General features: G+C 36.3%; 11 protein-coding genes and 1 tRNA gene. 2 read left to right on the top strand and 10 right to left on the bottom strand.

The genetic code is table 11. The annotated features are described in order from the left end of the window. Window positions 1-9 precede the first annotated feature (9 nt). The 4 genes from WC623_RS16900 to WC623_RS16885 are packed head-to-tail and all read right to left on the bottom strand — an operon-like array spanning window position 10 to window position 9,359. Window positions 10-4,077, bottom strand: coding sequence for a two-component regulator propeller domain-containing protein (locus tag WC623_RS16900; RefSeq protein ID WP_372853210.1), 4,068 nt, complete (start codon window positions 4,075-4,077; stop codon window positions 10-12). A 46-nt stretch (window positions 4,078-4,123) separates the two neighbouring features. After that, on the bottom strand, window positions 4,124-5,905 hold the full coding sequence (locus tag WC623_RS16895) for a glycoside hydrolase family 2 protein (protein WP_372853208.1): 1,782 nt from the start codon (window positions 5,903-5,905) through the stop codon (window positions 4,124-4,126). Window positions 5,906-5,916: 11 nt separating this feature from the next. Further along, entirely contained in the window at window positions 5,917-7,971 is a 2,055-nt protein-coding gene (locus tag WC623_RS16890) for an alpha-galactosidase (RefSeq protein ID WP_372853206.1), read from the bottom strand. Between the two features lie 2 nt (window positions 7,972-7,973). After that, window positions 7,974-9,359, bottom strand: a complete 1,386-nt coding sequence (locus WC623_RS16885) for a DUF4832 domain-containing protein (protein ID WP_372853204.1) — start codon at window positions 9,357-9,359, stop codon at window positions 7,974-7,976. 574 nt (window positions 9,360-9,933) lie between these two features. Between WC623_RS16885 and WC623_RS16880 the strand changes: the two genes are divergently transcribed. Then, entirely contained in the window at window positions 9,934-10,365 is a 432-nt protein-coding gene (locus WC623_RS16880) for a hypothetical protein (RefSeq protein ID WP_372853202.1), read from the top strand. Here WC623_RS16880 and WC623_RS16875 read toward each other — a convergent pair. The 3 genes from WC623_RS16875 to WC623_RS16865 form a co-directional block, all read right to left on the bottom strand. After that, window positions 10,301-11,470, bottom strand: coding sequence for a thioredoxin-like domain-containing protein (locus WC623_RS16875; protein ID WP_372853200.1), 1,170 nt, complete (start codon window positions 11,468-11,470; stop codon window positions 10,301-10,303). The two genes, WC623_RS16880 and WC623_RS16875, sit on opposite strands and share 65 nt — an antisense overlap. Window positions 11,471-11,600: 130 nt before the next feature. Next, entirely contained in the window at window positions 11,601-12,758 is a 1,158-nt protein-coding gene (locus WC623_RS16870; protein WP_372853198.1) for an ATP-binding protein, read from the bottom strand. A 142-nt stretch (window positions 12,759-12,900) separates the two neighbouring features. After that, window positions 12,901-12,977: transfer RNA gene (locus WC623_RS16865), tRNA-His, on the bottom strand. A gap of 179 nt (window positions 12,978-13,156) precedes the next feature. On the opposite strand from WC623_RS16865, the gene rnhA reads away from it, so the two are divergent. Then, on the top strand, window positions 13,157-13,624 hold the full coding sequence (rnhA, locus tag WC623_RS16860) for a ribonuclease HI (protein WP_372853196.1): 468 nt from the start codon (window positions 13,157-13,159) through the stop codon (window positions 13,622-13,624). Window positions 13,625-13,713: 89 nt separating this feature from the next. Here the strand turns inward: rnhA and fbp are convergent, their stop codons facing one another. The 3 genes from fbp to WC623_RS16845 are packed head-to-tail and all read right to left on the bottom strand — an operon-like array spanning window position 13,714 to window position 15,996. After that, window positions 13,714-14,769, bottom strand: coding sequence for a class 1 fructose-bisphosphatase (gene fbp / locus WC623_RS16855; RefSeq protein ID WP_372853194.1), 1,056 nt, complete (start codon window positions 14,767-14,769; stop codon window positions 13,714-13,716). A 21-nt stretch (window positions 14,770-14,790) separates the two neighbouring features. Then, entirely contained in the window at window positions 14,791-15,282 is a 492-nt protein-coding gene (locus WC623_RS16850; RefSeq protein ID WP_372853192.1) for a metallophosphoesterase, read from the bottom strand. A 9-nt stretch (window positions 15,283-15,291) separates the two neighbouring features. After that, window positions 15,292-15,996 (bottom strand): tRNA1(Val) (adenine(37)-N6)-methyltransferase, encoded by a 705-nt coding sequence (locus WC623_RS16845; protein ID WP_372853190.1) that lies wholly within the window; start codon window positions 15,994-15,996, stop codon window positions 15,292-15,294. Between the last annotated feature and the right edge of the window lie 73 nt (window positions 15,997-16,069).

Below are 16,069 nucleotides of genomic sequence, written 5' to 3'. Positions count from 1 at the left end.
AATATTTGACTATTTCTTAGCAGTAGCAACAGGAGATTTCTTCTTAAACTCCGAAGGACTTAATTCGAATTGTTTTTTGAAACAAACACTGAAATACTTTGCATTATTAAATCCAGTTTGATAAGCTACTTCTGCAACATTGAGGTCTGATTTTTCCAACAAATAAGCACTTCTTTTCAATCGGATATTTAAAATAAACTCCTTGATAGACATACCTACAATATCATGGATTTTCTGATAAAGGATTGTCCGGCCAACATTCATATCAGAAACGAAATCTTCCACCGAATAGTTGGCGTTGGCTATATTTTCTTCTATCACCTTCATTGCTTTTATCAGAAGCTCTTCATCCATTGAAGTGATGGTCACGTTAGAAGGATCTACCTGGATACGTTTACTATATTTTTCCTTTAGCTCCTTTTGATTTTTCAATATGGTTTCCGTTTGTTGCAACAGGTAATCTACATCAAAAGGTTTATCAATAAATACACTTGCGCCATATTCTAAAGCCTTAATCTTACTCTGATTATCTTCTACATTACCGGAAATCATGATAATTGGAATATGACTGGTTTTAAAATTTTGTCTCAAACTACGACAAAGCTCAAGGCCATTGCGATTTGGCATAACCAAATCTGTAATAATCAATTGTGGATAAATTTTTTCAGCTTTAATCAGGCCTTCCATCCCGTCCCTTGCCGTGTAAACATTGTATTTTTCAGACAATCGTTGTTCTAAATAAGCACGCATTGCAGGATCATCTTCAATTAAGAGCAGGCTATCCGTTCTACTGGCATAAGTTGTTGAATTTTCTGGTTCTGTATTACCCAGCATAATATCATCGATTTCAGAAATCGTATAATCGTAAACATTCCACTGCATATCTCCGGAACCCGCTTGTCTCTTCAGCGGCAGCATAATAGTGAAGGAAATTTTGTCAATCTTATTCACCATCCAAATCTTCCCTCCCAGTACATCTACCAGTTCTTTTACAATGGCCAATCCAAGTCCGGAGCTTTCTTCAAATGTAGGTCTGTGCGATGATAAGCGGTTAAACGAAGTAAATAGCGTAGCAATCTCCTCTTCTGAAAAACCATCTCCACTATTTAAAACTTCTATAGAGACATATTCATTTTCCTCGCTCAATTCGGGAGACAATCGTTCCTTTTCCTCATCAGTAGAATTATAAATACGTACACCAACATATCCTTTATTTGGTGTATATTTTAATGCATTTGAGAAGAGATTAGTTAAAATCTTCTCTATAATATCATAATCAAAAGCTACGTACAAATTGTCTTTATGTGCAGATATATTTGTTTCAATTTCCTTCTTATTGGCATATAATTCAAACAGTCCAAAAACATCTCTTACAAAGTTGATAAAATCTCCAATTTGCGGGTTGAGCGTAATCTTCTGACTTTCAATTTCCCGGAAGCGCAGCAGTTGGCTGATCATCCGCTGTATCCTATTTACATTCTTTTCTATAAGCCCCATGTATCCAATTGTCTGATCATTTGGAGCCAGTGTTTCTTTTAATTGTTTAAGCGGCTGAAGCACCAGAGTTAATGGAGTTTTCAGGTCATGGGAAATATTGGTAAAGAAATCAGTTCGAGCTTGATTCAACTCCCGCATATTTTTTTCTTTTAAAGCCTCTAAAGCCAATCTTTCTTTGAATACCTTTTTATTGGTGTAGTACCGTGTAATGAAAAAAAGTAAAGCAAAAGCAATTGCTCCATAAAAACAATAAGCCCACCAGGACAAAAAGAACGGCGGATCTACATGTATATAAAGTCTCGATATTTTATCTCCCCATAAGCCATCGTTATTAGATCCCTTTATTTCAAAAGTATAATCGCCACTAGGCAAATTAAGGAACTGTACAGATTTTTGTTTGGTATTGATGATTTGCCACTTTTCGCTGAGTCCTATCATGCGATAAGCGAATTGGTTTTTATCAGCAGATAAATAACTATTCGCTGAAAACCTGATTTCTACATTAGATTCTTTGCTTGAAAGTTTAATTCTGTCATCTTTATGATTGGATAAACTGGAGATATCTTTAGCTAATGGAGAATTTTTAGAATTGGCATTAAGTTCTATATTATTGACAAAAAAACCTGTAAAAAAAACCTCAGGCTTTTGAGGATTTTTATTCAGATAGGAGGGATCGAAAAGTACGAAGCCACTTGTTCCACCAAATAACATTTCACCTTTAGAAGTTTTATATGCTGCACGTATATAAAATGATCCGCAGCTATTCTCCCGATAAAATCTCGCCTTTTCAAATCTTTGTGCTTTCCAATCAAAATAGTATAAACCATCACTTGTACTCATCCAAATATTTTTAGAAGCATTATCTTCTAATATGCCGAATACCATTTTTGCCGGAAAACCATTGCTGTTACTGTAATTTACATAAGTTCCATCAGCTTTTAAGACATTTACACCTTTGCCTGATGTACCCAACCATAAATCGCCATTTGAAGATTTATAATAGCTATACAAATGATTAGCCGAATAAGATGCATTTTTAACCAGATAATGCTTAAGTACTTTTAGCGAATTTCGATCTACAATAAACAAACCCTGGTGGGTAATTAAACGGAGATTATTTTGCCTGTCAATATCAACCGCCTCTACTTCCAAACTTATTTTTTTATTATCTGCTCCTACTACCTTCACCATTTCTATGGAGCCTTGCCCATTTCTTTTATAAAAAAATGGTCGATCTGGGTCCGTCATCCACCAGGAACCATCACTGTCCTTCACAAAATCGTAAACGGTAAGTAACTGCTTACTTTCCGGAGAAATAAAACCAAGGTCACCGAATCTCTTTCGGTCCATATCATACGATGTAATACCACCGCCAAAAGCCGAAATAAATAAGCGCCTATTCTCCTGGTCAAACCTCAGGCGCTTAATCATATTTGAATTTGGGGAATTGCCCTCCGACTTCATAAAATGACTGAAAGAATCATTTTTTCTATTCCAATAATTCAGGCCACCACCTTCAGTTCCAATCCATATATTGCCCAAATGATCCTCCTGAAAACTGCTAACAATTGGATGATTGAGTCCACCAAGACTAGGATTGAAATAACGTACCCTTGAGTCATAGAGCGAACAATAAGCAACCTTACCACCGTAAGTACCTATCCATGCACCTTGATCTGGATCAGCATAAATTGTCCAAATCGAATTATTCGGTAAAGAAAAGGCATCATTTAGGTTCATTCGCAAGAAACTGCTGCCCTCAACTGCCGGATCATAGAGAAAAAGGCCAGCTTGCGTTGCCACCCATATCACCCCTGTTTGGTCAATATAGAGCTTTTTAGAAAGTACAGATCGATTTCCAGCAACCTCAATCGGAATATGACGCTTAACTGTTCCTGTTTCATCAGTTACGTAAATACCACCTTTTTGCGTTAAGATATAATATAATCCTTTGTATACTAAAGCATCATTTACAGAACTTACAGTTCCTCCGAAATTCGAAAACGGAACTAATCTGTGCTTAGCAATTTCTACTTTATGCAGCATCGCATCCTGAGAGATATAAATGCTCCCATTTAAACTGATCAGGTTATTGAAATTTTTATTTTTGGGCAACACCAATCCCTGCAGTTCCTTACTTTCCTGATCGTAAAGCATAACACGATCTTCAGAAAGTATGTATAGCTTACCATCATTATTCAAACAGACAGAGCGTATCTTTCCTGGTACAACCACATTAAAGGAAAATTTCTCATAGTCAAATTTCAATAAGCCATGTCCAGTTCCCAGGAATAGGTTTCCTTTTTTATCTCTAACTAAAGAACCATACCCCCATTTTAATTTGGGTTTAATAGCAAAAACAATATCATTTAATTGATAGAAGTTATTGCCATCGTACATGAACAATGCATCAGGCCCTGTATACCATATTCTTCCCAGGCTATCTTTTGCAATACTTTGTATTCCGCCGTAGTAAGAAGTTTCGGGCATTAAATGAAACCTGTACTTCGATATATCAATTGCAAAGACACCTTGTAAAAGAAAAACTATAAAGAAAGCAACCAGACTGTATTTTTTCATTTAGCCCTCAATCTACAACTTCTATTTTAATTTTATTATTATCAACTTATTTAATGCTGTCATAATATTCCTTCATCATGTACCAGGCTTTTTTCCTGTATCCTTGATCAGAGACCAATCCTTTACGGTTCCAACCTTCTTGATGAGTTGGGTGAAAGCGGAATGGAGAGCGAAAATCGAACAATATCCATGGTGAAGTTCCCCTCAGATTTGGAATATGTTTAAACATTTCCAGGTTGTCCTTGTATAATGTAGCTTGATAATCCTCACTCCATGAACTCACTACATCAGCATCTCCGGTTTTACCATAAAGTGCCTCGGCACCAAATTCAGAAACAATTAAAGGCTTCCCCTTTGCCACATCCCAGGTAGCTTTATCTGGTGATATTGGCCAGGGATGATACCATCCCATATACTTGTTAATTGCTATAACATCCAATTCTTTAATAAATGGATCATCCATGACAAATACATGCCTGTCGCGGTTAAAACGCACTAAATCAAAAGCCGCTATAATTAGCCTGGTAGTGTCTACCGACTTACATTTTTCTATCAGATATTTAAGAAATATATTTCGTGACTTGGAGGGTTGCGTTTCGTTAGCTACACCCCAAAATGTTAATGCACATCGATTTTTATCACGCATCACCATTTCAGTTATCATCTTACCTGCTTTTTCCTTAGTTGCTTCATTTTCGAAATCTATGCCTTGCCATATTGGAATCTCCTCCCATAGTAGAAAGCCCATTTTTTCCGCCATTCTTACGATATATTCATTCTGCGGATAATGCGCCAATCGAATCGTGTTACATCCCAAAGCCTTAGCTTCAGACAACAACATTACAGCATCCGCTTGTGAAAAGGCTCTCCCTTTACGTTGTGGTATTTCCTCGTGAAAAGATATTGATTTCAAAAATATGGGTTTGTCATTCAGAAAAATATCTTCGCCCTTTACCCAAACATTACGGAAACCAATCTCTTCCTCTACCTTATCTTTTTCTGTAGAAACTTTAACGCTATATTGCTTAGGAGACGCAGGTGACCAACGCTGTAGATTTTTAACAATAAATGAAGCTTTAACTTCACCATTCGAATTTGTTTTAAGCGTTTGTTTGAGTTTCAATTCAGGTATTTCTATAGTTACAGACATATCAACTGATTTTTCGGAAAGTTTCACCGTCGCATCTATTTTATCTGCTTTATGTTTATCCAATTGGATAAAGTAATCTTCTATAAAAACATCTGGTGTATTTACTAAAAACACATCCCGTGTAATACCGCCGTAGTTCCACCAATCAAATGCCATTGCCGGAATCGCATCAACCGTACGTGTGTTGTTTACTTCTACCGCCAGAAAATTGTCTTTTTCTTTTACAACATTGGTTACTTCTATTTGAAATGGTGTAAAGCCACCTTCATGCTTTCCAATTTCCTTTCCGTTGAGATAGATTTTGCAACGATAGCTAACTGCTCCGAAATACAAGAAAAGACGTTTATCACTTTCTTTCACAACATCAAACCTGCGCGCATACCAAACCGTTCCTTCATAATATTTAAGTTCAGGCATTTGGCTGTTCCAATCTGATGGCACATTTAAACGATACCCATTCTCGAAAGAATATTCATAAAAGTCAGTTTTACCTTCAGGCTTTTTATTGAGATAGATTTCATTTTTCCTACCCTGATCATAAAGGTCAATAATAGCATCCCATTTACCATTTAGCGATTGCACATTCCGTCCGTAAACGTTAGTAATGGTTTGTTGGGCGGCTAAATCAGAAAAAGTTAATGTAAAGAGGATGGCAAATACGAGGTTTAATAATTTCATTTTTATGATTGTTACTTATTTATTTGATAGCTGTACATCACAAAGTCATTGATCTTAGGAAGTGTAACTTCAATAGCACCATTTTTACCAACTGTTGTATCAATAGCTTTTCCATTCCCTAAAACAGGTGTACATTTCACCGTAGTTCCCACAGGTAACCAGGTCTTTATAAATCCAGTTGCCTCAGGCGTATTTTCGCGATAAAAGATAAAATATCCTCTACTTCCGTTTACAGATTGAAAGCCAGTCCAGGATCTGCCAGAAGGCTCATCACCTATAGGAAGAATAGTTCCCAAATGAAAATCATGCTGGATCTTGCGGTAAGACTTGATCAGATCTTTAATTTTTAATGCTTCCTTAGGCAAACCGCTCCCTTCAAACCATGCCAATGGTTGCCCTGCCATAGTTGTTGCAAATAAATATTCGAAAGAATGATTATTCGGAGCGAAGATATCTTTCCCATACTTTTCAGTATTTCTCCACTTATTTAAAAACTCAATCTGAAGTTTTTCTGCCGGAACATACTTCGCTAATTGCCAGATGTTTCGCAGTGTCCAGTATGGATAATAATTCTGCCAATCTGAATAACGATTCTCCAGGAAAACATTGCCATACTCATTGAAAGTATAATATCCTGCCCTTCGGCCGGCTGTTGCATCCAGATTAAACACTACATTATTATTTGTCCTTTCCAGTACGCGATCAAATAGTTTCCTCAGGTTAATTTCTGATTGTTTAGTTGGAATGGCTAATCCATCAATCTTAAAAGTTCGGATACCATATTCCTCATACAAATTTACCAATGCCTGTACATCTTTCTCCCAGTCGGCATAGTCGTTCTGCACACTCGGATTAAACCAAAGACAAATCTCTATGCCCAGTTCTTTGCCTCTTTTTACAATTGGATGCAAGCCATTTGGATATTTTATCGGATCTGGTTTCCAGTAATTGGGATTATCCCAGATATTTTTAAACGAACCTTTGGCTAAGGCAGAGTTTGGACTTTTCCCGATCTGCCAACCATCATCTATCTGAAAATGCGAAATACCCAATTGTGCTGCTTTTTCTACTTCCAGTAAACTGAATTTCTCATTTATTTTCGAATCCTGGCTTCGATCGCCCCAGGTATTCATCATCACCATCTCATCACGTTGCGGCAATAATTTCCTGATATTTTTCTGATAACTACGTAAAGCAGTTAGCTGTTGAAATTCGGAACCGCTATAAACACCAATGACTACACTATAGGCTTTAGTCCATTCATTTGCCTTGATATCTTTAGCTGTCAACCCTAATCCAGCAGTCGAAAAATGGCCGAAATCAGTAGTGAAATCATAACCGTTATATGCCAATTGCACACTAGATGTTGGCGCTTCTTTTAAAAAGAAAAACCCTTTATTGTTTTCCATATTGTGTGCCAACAGCAAATTACCCCTATGGGAAGTCTTACGGTAAGGGATGATATTTTTTTCCTGAACCAAGTTGTTATTCCAATCCGTAACGTCGAAAAATTCTACAATTTTCGCTTGCCAGTGAAATCCATCAAGTTTAATTTGATCCAATATTGCGGTCATCTGCTTAGACTTCATATCTTCATCAAACTCGATATTTTTCATATCTGCAGCGTTACCTGCTTTTCCATCAAATATTACATCTGTACTACCTTTCAAGTAAATATCACAAGCAATAGCCGGGCTATTATCGTAAACACGATACACTTTTTTGATGCCTAAAGTACCAAGAGAAAAACCTGTTTCAACAGCCAGATACCGCGGATGAATAGCGTTCTCTTTTACTTCTTTTGAAGTATAAAAACCATTTGAAACATTGGTTTCTTTTGCAATATGAAAATCTGGAATTTTAGATCTGTTCAACCAAACTTGTTTCGATGATTTATCGGTTAAGCTGTGGGTAATCAGATTTCCATTGTTCCAAATAAATTTTCGTTCTATCAATTGGTTTCCAACTACCAAGGTATCATTATCTAAACGACTGTAATACTTAGTCTGTCCTTCGGCAGAAAAAAAGGGGAAGAAAACGGATAGAAGTAAAAATATTTTTCTCATAATTATTTTACTTGAACACTTGCAAGTTTTACCCAACCACTGTCAGTAACTTTATTATCAACAGCTAACTTAATACCTGGCTTATTTTGATCTGTAGTATCGACAATGGCCACAGCCCAAGAATAATTTCCTTTTGGGAGACTTACCTTTTGTTTAAAATCATAGGATACAGATTTATCTTTTAACCAATTGGATGGTTCGCTGTCCTTATCTACAAAGATTTTTGCAACCTTATTTTTTGCATCCAATAGTGCAAAAGCTACTTTAAACTTATAATTCCATTGAGGGATATTGTTAGGACAATAACCCCAACCCATATTTTTCCAACGATGAGTAATTGCAGCAGTAGCCCCAGACTTAACTATTGTGGGCAAACTGATTTGATCAGGATAAAGACGATAACCTCCTTCAGACACAAAACCCTGAACCAAAGGAAAAGCCTTCTCGAACCATGAATCTGTATCTCCCGACCTAAAGTCCATCATATTCACCCTCGCTTCGGCCGAAGCGTCATATTCACCTTTCCTAACATCTTCTGGATGGCCTTCTCTATATTTTCCACTCGGATCTATCCAATAACGGTGAGTTCCAGACGTAATCCAACCACCTTCCATAATAATAGGTCGTTTAAAATTCCATGCTTTAGCAAACTGCTTCTCCCAATCCTGATAATAGCCAGTCATACCGAAAGCGTCATGTCTAAGACTATACCCTTTATTAATTGCCTTGATTAATAACCTCTCACTATTTGGATTAGCTGGGGCCCAGCTTTCCGGATGACCTACCAAACGATGATAATTGATGACCAAAGGCACTTTAGTAAAAGTGCGGGAGTATAAATCGGCTACCCAATCCAAAACTTCTTCTTTATATTTTTCTATTCTTTCCGGAGTAGCAGTTTTAGGATCTTCATATATGACATGGTGTGCTTCTCCCCATTTTCCAAATCCATAAGCATCAATAAATGAAGTTCGCTTGGGATCATTGAATTCTTTAGCTAAAGCTTCTATAAACTTCGCATAATATTTCCTGAAGACTGGATCTTGAGGAAAAGGTGTTTGTCTATCTGGATATTTTGCATTTTCCACATAATATTTCGCACCTGCATCAAACACAAATTTTGGGGTATTCTGCCCTTGGTCACGTCCATCAACAACAATGCGGAAAGCGATAGGCAGTCCCCTTTTTTCTGCCCCTCTAATTAATTTACCTATTTTAGAATTAGCATCGTTCCATGCGTAAACACCTTCTTTTGGATTTAAAGAACTCCAACTAGTACGTATATAACATGCAGAAGCGTAATCTATTGCCTTTACTTTTTTATTTAGTTGGGGAACAAAATATTCCGTATCCCAATAGGATTCATCTGCATTGCGCGAAGCGTACATAACCCAACCATTTAGTGGGTTTTGCAAAACCGAATGCTCATTATATTTTGGGTTAACCAGAACAAAACTGTTTTCTTTGTCTTTTTGTTTTTTATTATTATTTGACTGGGAATATGCAATGAAAGGAAAGCATATAAAAAATATTAGTGCAGATTTAATCATTATTAAGGTTATTATTGGTTTTTATAATCTCATTAATTCAACATCATTAAGAGAATATTTTGTGGATTAGTAGGGACTTTAAGCAGGAAAGATCGCAATATGGCCATCTAGCTCTTGGGTAGCTTTTATCATACATTTAATTTGGTTAGGTTCGAAATTGTTTATTATGCCTTTTACCCAGCGTATACACTATTGGGTTAAAATACTATGTTGCGAAAGTATAGAAACAGTTCTTTCAGCATGGTACTAATTTGTCCAGAAATGGTTCACTTTTGTACGGAAAGCAATTGAAATACGTATCAATAGCAACTTCTGCTTCCTTTTGCCAAGGAATAACATCCTCCCTTCCCTCTTTTACCGAATACCTGATAACATAAATAAATGATTATTTTTATCTAAACGAATTGATTTTATGACCAAACGCTCTATCAAATATTTCTTTATCGCTATTTTCTGCATAATGGGTTGCAAGTCCCAGCAAATTGTATTTCCACCGAAAGTAATTTCAGCATATAATTACACAAAGTTCTGCGACCTACCTAACAATTTAAATCAGGATGTTGTATATACAAGAGGTATTTACCGTGGTGCAGAGGAATACTGGGGTTTGATTTCAGAAAATGGAGATTGTAAAAAACTTGAGTCGCACTTAGAATTGCCAATGGAATCCAGTTTAAAACCAAAATTTAGAAAACTCATAAGACAAGCACATTTAAGATATTGGAAGTATTATTTAATTGTAGATGTGGTTGGAAAGTTTAAAATGGGGGATACTATAATCACTCTAAGTAAGGTTTCAACTTCTCTTGTAGCAGTCCTTCACTATACCCTACCCAGGAATTGAGCACTATTCCTTCCGGAGAAATTACAACATAATGTGGAATGCCATTGACTCCATAGCGTGCAGCTATTCCAGTCATACCTTTACCATCGCTAAGGTTTAGCCAGCTGATTTTTTGGCTTAATGAAATCCTTTCCCAAATTTCTTTTTTAGTATCCATACTGATACTGACAACCAATAATTTATCTTTAGCTGTACTGTCTAACTGTTTGAGTTCTGGAATAGCCATCATACATGGTCCACAACCCACACTCCAAAAGTCGAGTAGCAGGTATTTGCCTTTATAGTCTTTAAGCATATGATTTTTACCATTAAGATCCTTGAGAATAGTATCTACCATGGGTTCACCTTTTTTAACAACCACTGGCGGATAGAGATAATTATTGATTTCTAATGCACTAAATTCAAGTTTTTGCTGTGGGGTTAACTTGTTAAACAAAGAAGTAACCGCTGGTCTAAGTGAACTTTTTTCGTTGTATCTCACGTCCAACGCCATTTCGATCATTTTTTTGAACCAGATGTCATTTACTTGAGCAGTTTTCAAAATGGAGATTTCCTTCTCAAATACTTTTTTCTGCCAAACTGATTCAATAGCTCTTAATGAGTCTATTTGAAAACGGATGATTTTACGTTCATCTGCAGATGCTTTACTCCTTTTTTGGAACAATAAACTAATCTGAACAGATAAACTTTGAATACTGTCTAACTCCTGTTTTGTTAATGCAGTGTATCTGTCCAACTCCTGCTGCCTGGGATCCTTACTAATTACATTCCAGGTTTTAAGAAAATAATTATCGCCAGATACCTGAATTTCAGAATTGGGACTTACCCAAACGCTAAGATATGTTAAAGGAAAATTTGCACTGTTTCCTATTAATGTGAATTCAGTTAATTCATTAATCTTTCCTGAGAAGTCAAATTTTCCATTTTTTACGGTATCCCTTGCAATGGTAACTCCTAAGTTGCCATTTTTTTCCAGTAAATTAATGATCTCGCCGTCTTTTACATTGCTGAGTGTTCCTTTAATAGTGTAATTGTTTTGCGCAACGGCCCAAAGCCCTTGAAAAATCAAACCTATCAATAAAGCGCTAATTGTATTGTATTTCATAATGATATTGTATGAGTTCAATTACTAAATGTAATAATTTGAACCGGGAAGTCTGATACTGATATTAAAGTGAATCCTTCTTTAGTATCTGTAATTTTCACAAAATCTACCATAATGGAATTCGTGCCCATTAAATTCTGGCTTCCAAACTATTCCAAGGTACAATTTTCAGTCCATTGCTTCTATTTTGAATTTGCTCACCACCATAAATGATGGCACCTCCTTCAGTGCCAGATATCTTTTGCCAGAACTTAAAATTCTTAAAGAACTCAGGAGTAATAGTTCTACTTGATTTAATTTCTACCGGATATAACGTCCCAGCATTATCTATAACCACATCCATTTCATTACCCACATTATCCCGCCAAAAATATAAATTCATTGGTTCATTTCTATTATACCTAGTTTTAATCATATCAGTAATTACATGATTTTCAAATAAGTTACCTATAGCCGAGTGTTTTTTTAGCTGTTCAGCATTTTGAATCCCCAATAGTGAGCAGGCCAAACCAGTGTCGTAAAAATACAATTTAGGCATTTTGACCAAACGTTTATTAAAATTCTGGTGATGTGGTTTAAGCAGATAAACAATAAAACTACTCTCCAGTACACTAATCCATGAAGTTATTGTTTTTGCATCTACACCAGTTTCATTGGCCAAGCTAGTTACATTTAATAATTGCCCAATTCGGCCGGCGCATAGCTTTACAAACCTTTCAAAAGCCCCCAAGTTATTTATATTTTTAATCTGTCGTACGTCACGTTCTACATAAGTCCGGATGTAATTTGACAACCATCTATTTTGTGAAATATGGTTATCATATATAGGGGGGTATCCTCCATTATATATGGCATCTTCAATACTTTGTTGTTCATTCGTTATGGTCGCAATCTCTTCTGTAGAAAATGGCAAAAGGTATAAATAACCTATCCTGCCCGCCAGGCTTTGAGAAATGTTCTCCTGCAGCAAAAAATTATTAGAACCGGTCAGTATAAATTTCCCTTTTTGCGAATCTTCATCTAATACTTGTTGTAAATAAGAAAACAGTTCCGGTACACGCTGTGCTTCATCAAAAATAGCTCCGTCGGCATATTGCGCTAAAAATCCCCTTGTATCCTCTGTCGCAAATAATCTATTATCTAAATTTTCAAGTGAAACATATTGCTTATCAGGAAATACTGTTCTGGCAAGGGTTGTCTTCCCAGACTGTCTAGGCCCTACAATAGCTATAGCCTTAAATTGGCTTGCCAGGAGTTTAACTTCTTCTGCTGCAATACGAGTAATCATACACAAATATAAACAACATTAATTAATTTTCTTACAAATCAGGAATCAAATTCCGGAATAACAAGAATCAAATTCCTGATTTGTAAGAAAACTTTCTTAGAAACAAAAAAAGCAGCTCTTTTCAGAGCTGCTTTCAAAACTTTGGGGTGGAATATGGGGCTCGAACCCACGACCCTCGGTACCACAAACCGATGCTCTAACCAACTGAGCTAAAACCACCATGTGTTTTTCAATGTCACAAAAGTACGATTAAAAATATCTTAATCAAATATTTTCATTCATTATTGCACACTTTTTTTTTAATCAATTATATTTCAGCTATTTGTTTTTTCAAAAAAATAATAACCACTTCCTACAAATTGATATTAAAGCTTAAAAACCTAGATTTGCTTAACATTATGATAGAAATTTATACAGACGGAGCAGCTAGCGGCAACCCAGGACCTGGGGGGTATGGAGTAATTTTAAGATCAGGCGCCCATTATAAAGAACTCAGTGCTGGTTTCCGTTTAACAACAAATAACAGAATGGAACTTCTTGCTGTTATTGTTGGCTTAAATGCTTTAAAAACACCCGGACAAGACGTAACAGTGTTCTCAGATTCTAAATATGTAATTGATTCTGTAGAAAAAAAATGGGTATTCGGATGGGTAAAAACAGGATTTAAGGGGAAAAAGAACAAAGATCTCTGGAAACAGTTTCTAAACATATATAAAATCCATAACGTAAAGTTTGTATGGATTAAAGGGCATAACAATCACCCTGAAAACGAGCGGTGTGATGTACTCGCTGTAGCCGCTTCAAAAAACAAAGCAGCATTGGGTATAGATAAAGAATTTGAATTGGAAAAAGCGCTCAATAATTAAAAAAGGTTCACAATAAAGGCAGCCTGGGCTGCCTTTATTGTGAATTATATAAAACCGCAATACTTTAATCGATTGATGAGCTCTGCTAACTAAGCTACCCCATTTAAAGACTTCACTTTAAGAGGCGAATTATTTTTATCTGCTGAAAATTCTGCCATCAGCTCTTCAGCAACTTTAACCATTTTAGGTGAACCAATAAAAATAGAGGTACGTTGATGTAACTCTGTAGGTTCAATGTCCATTATACGGTTAAAACCATCAGAAGCAACTCCCCCAGCCTGTTCTATAATAAAAGCCATAGGATTACATTCGTATAACAACCTTAATTTCCCATTCGGAGAGCTTGAAGTTGTAGGGTAAATATAAATACCACCTTTAATCAGGTTACGGTGAATATCACCAACCATCGATCCAATATACCTTGAAGTATATGGCCTGTTAGTAGCTTCATCTTCAACCTGTGCATATTTAATGTATTTCTTCACTCCTTCCGGAAAATGGACATAGTTACCCTCATTAATAGAATAGATATTGCCATCTTCTGGCACTTTCATATTTGGGTGCGACAAGCAAAACTCACCGATAGAAGGGTCTAAAGTAAAACCATTCACACCTTTACCAGTAGTATAAACTATCATGGTTGATGATCCATAAATTACATACCCCGCAGCAACTTGTTCAGTCCCCTTTTGTAATACATCAGCAATTGTTGCCATACCCTCGGTAGATTTTCTTCTGAAAATAGAAAAAATCGTACCCACAGCTACGTTTACATCAATATTTGAAGATCCATCTAATGGATCAATACAAACAATATACTTTGCATTTTTTGAAACCGGAGAATCTATAGGAACAAACTCATCCTCTTCTTCAGTAGCTACAATACAACACTCACCGCCACTGGTTAATGCACTGATAAATTGAGTATTTGCAAATACATCCAACTTCTGCTGCCCCTCACCTTGTATGTTTACCGTTCCTGCCGAGCCTAAAATATCAACCAGACCAGCCTTATTCACCTCTCGGTTCACAATTTTAGCTGCTATTCCAATATCTCTCAGCAGTCTTGAAAGTTCCCCTTTTGCATAAGAGAAATCAGCCTGTTTCTCAATTATGAATTGACCTAGTGTTTTTATTCCCGACATATACTTAGTGTACTTTATACATTATCTATTCCCTATTTCTATAGCGGCTAAGGTATGTATTTTTTCATCCGAAATACAAAATCTAATTAAAGTTTTTATGCGATGCCAGCCTGAATTACCACAGGCACCGGGATTTATATGCAAACAACCCGTTTTTTTATCATGCATCACTTTTAAAATATGTGAATGACCACAAATAAACAACATCGGAGGCTTAGTGTAAATTTCCGGTTTCACCTGCGGAGCATATTTGCCAGGATAACCACCTATATGCGTCATCCACACATCCACGTCTTCACATTTGAAACGCAGATGCTCTGGATACTTCAATCTTATCTCTTTATCATCGATATTTCCATACACCCCTTTTAAAGGTTTAAAAGCCTCAAGTCGCTCGGCCACATCTGGCCCAAAATCCCCCGCATGCCATATTTCATCACATTTATCAAAATGTTTAAAAACAGCATCATCTAAAAAACCATGGGTATCCGACATTAATCCTATCGTCTTCATTTGTATATATTAAAAAGCTAAAAAAAAATCCTTTAATAGTAATTTATAAGCATCCGTATAAACCCCTCTTGCAGCGTAAATGTTTAAATTCTGATGTTTGATAACTGAAGTTGAATACTCCAAACAAACGATCTGTCTGAACTCTGGCTTGCTTTCATCTGAATGCAAATGAATAATTTCAGCAGGAAATAAACCATGATCAGCCGCAATGCTTATCGTAACTTCAGCCTGCTTCACTGGCAATATAAACCAAAAGCGCCCATCTTTACTCAGCAACTGATTTACACTTCGCAACATGTCTTCAAAAAAAACAGCTTCAGCATGACGGGCAACCCCCTTTCTATACTCTGGATTTTTAAGATCGTTCACAAAATACGGTGGGTTAGAAACCACAAGATCATACCTTTTATCTGAAGTATAATCCTCAATCGCAGTATGCATCACCTTTATGCGTTCTGAAAAGCTAGAATATCCTGCATTCTTTCCAGCAGCAATTGCAGCAGATCCATCTATTTCTACAGCATCTACCATCGCTTCAGGAAAACGTTGTGCCATCATCAAAGCAATCACACCTGTCCCCGTACCAATATCCAATATATTTAATGCATGGTTCTTTGTCGCAATTGCACCTAGCAAAACGCCATCTGTATTGATGCGCATGGCACAACCTGTCTGGTCGACCTCAAATTTTTTAAACTTAAAAGCGTTCTTCATGGTAAATCAACCATATATTTAGTCATTTATATGTTAATGCAAATGTAAAAGTTTATATTAGGATAAATTCTTA

The sequence above is a fragment of the Pedobacter sp. genome, from assembly GCF_041645105.1.
Classification (GTDB): Bacteria; Bacteroidota; Bacteroidia; order Sphingobacteriales; family Sphingobacteriaceae; genus Pedobacter.
Note: the sequence above shows the minus strand (reverse complement) of the source record. Positions and strands in the feature narration are given on the sequence as shown.

What these genes read in the sequence shown, in the direction of transcription:
- rnhA (WP_372853196.1), top strand. Translation starts at nt 13,157, where the DNA reads ATGATAGAAATTTATACAGACGGAGCAGCTAGCGGCAACCCAGGACCT.
- fbp (WP_372853194.1), bottom strand. Translation starts at nt 14,769, where the DNA reads ATGTCGGGAATAAAAACACTAGGTCAATTCATAATTGAGAAACAGGCT.
- WC623_RS16870 (WP_372853198.1), bottom strand. Translation starts at nt 12,758, where the DNA reads ATGATTACTCGTATTGCAGCAGAAGAAGTTAAACTCCTGGCAAGCCAA.
- WC623_RS16900 (WP_372853210.1), bottom strand. Translation starts at nt 4,077, where the DNA reads ATGAAAAAATACAGTCTGGTTGCTTTCTTTATAGTTTTTCTTTTACAA.
- WC623_RS16845 (WP_372853190.1), bottom strand. Translation starts at nt 15,996, where the DNA reads ATGAAGAACGCTTTTAAGTTTAAAAAATTTGAGGTCGACCAGACAGGT.
- WC623_RS16885 (WP_372853204.1), bottom strand. Translation starts at nt 9,359, where the DNA reads ATGTACGCTTCGCGCAATGCAGATGAATCCTATTGGGATACGGAATAT.
- WC623_RS16850 (WP_372853192.1), bottom strand. Translation starts at nt 15,282, where the DNA reads ATGAAGACGATAGGATTAATGTCGGATACCCATGGTTTTTTAGATGAT.
- WC623_RS16880 (WP_372853202.1), top strand. Translation starts at nt 9,934, where the DNA reads ATGACCAAACGCTCTATCAAATATTTCTTTATCGCTATTTTCTGCATA.
- WC623_RS16890 (WP_372853206.1), bottom strand. Translation starts at nt 7,971, where the DNA reads ATGAGAAAAATATTTTTACTTCTATCCGTTTTCTTCCCCTTTTTTTCT.
- WC623_RS16895 (WP_372853208.1), bottom strand. Translation starts at nt 5,905, where the DNA reads ATGAAATTATTAAACCTCGTATTTGCCATCCTCTTTACATTAACTTTT.
- WC623_RS16875 (WP_372853200.1), bottom strand. Translation starts at nt 11,470, where the DNA reads ATGAAATACAATACAATTAGCGCTTTATTGATAGGTTTGATTTTTCAA.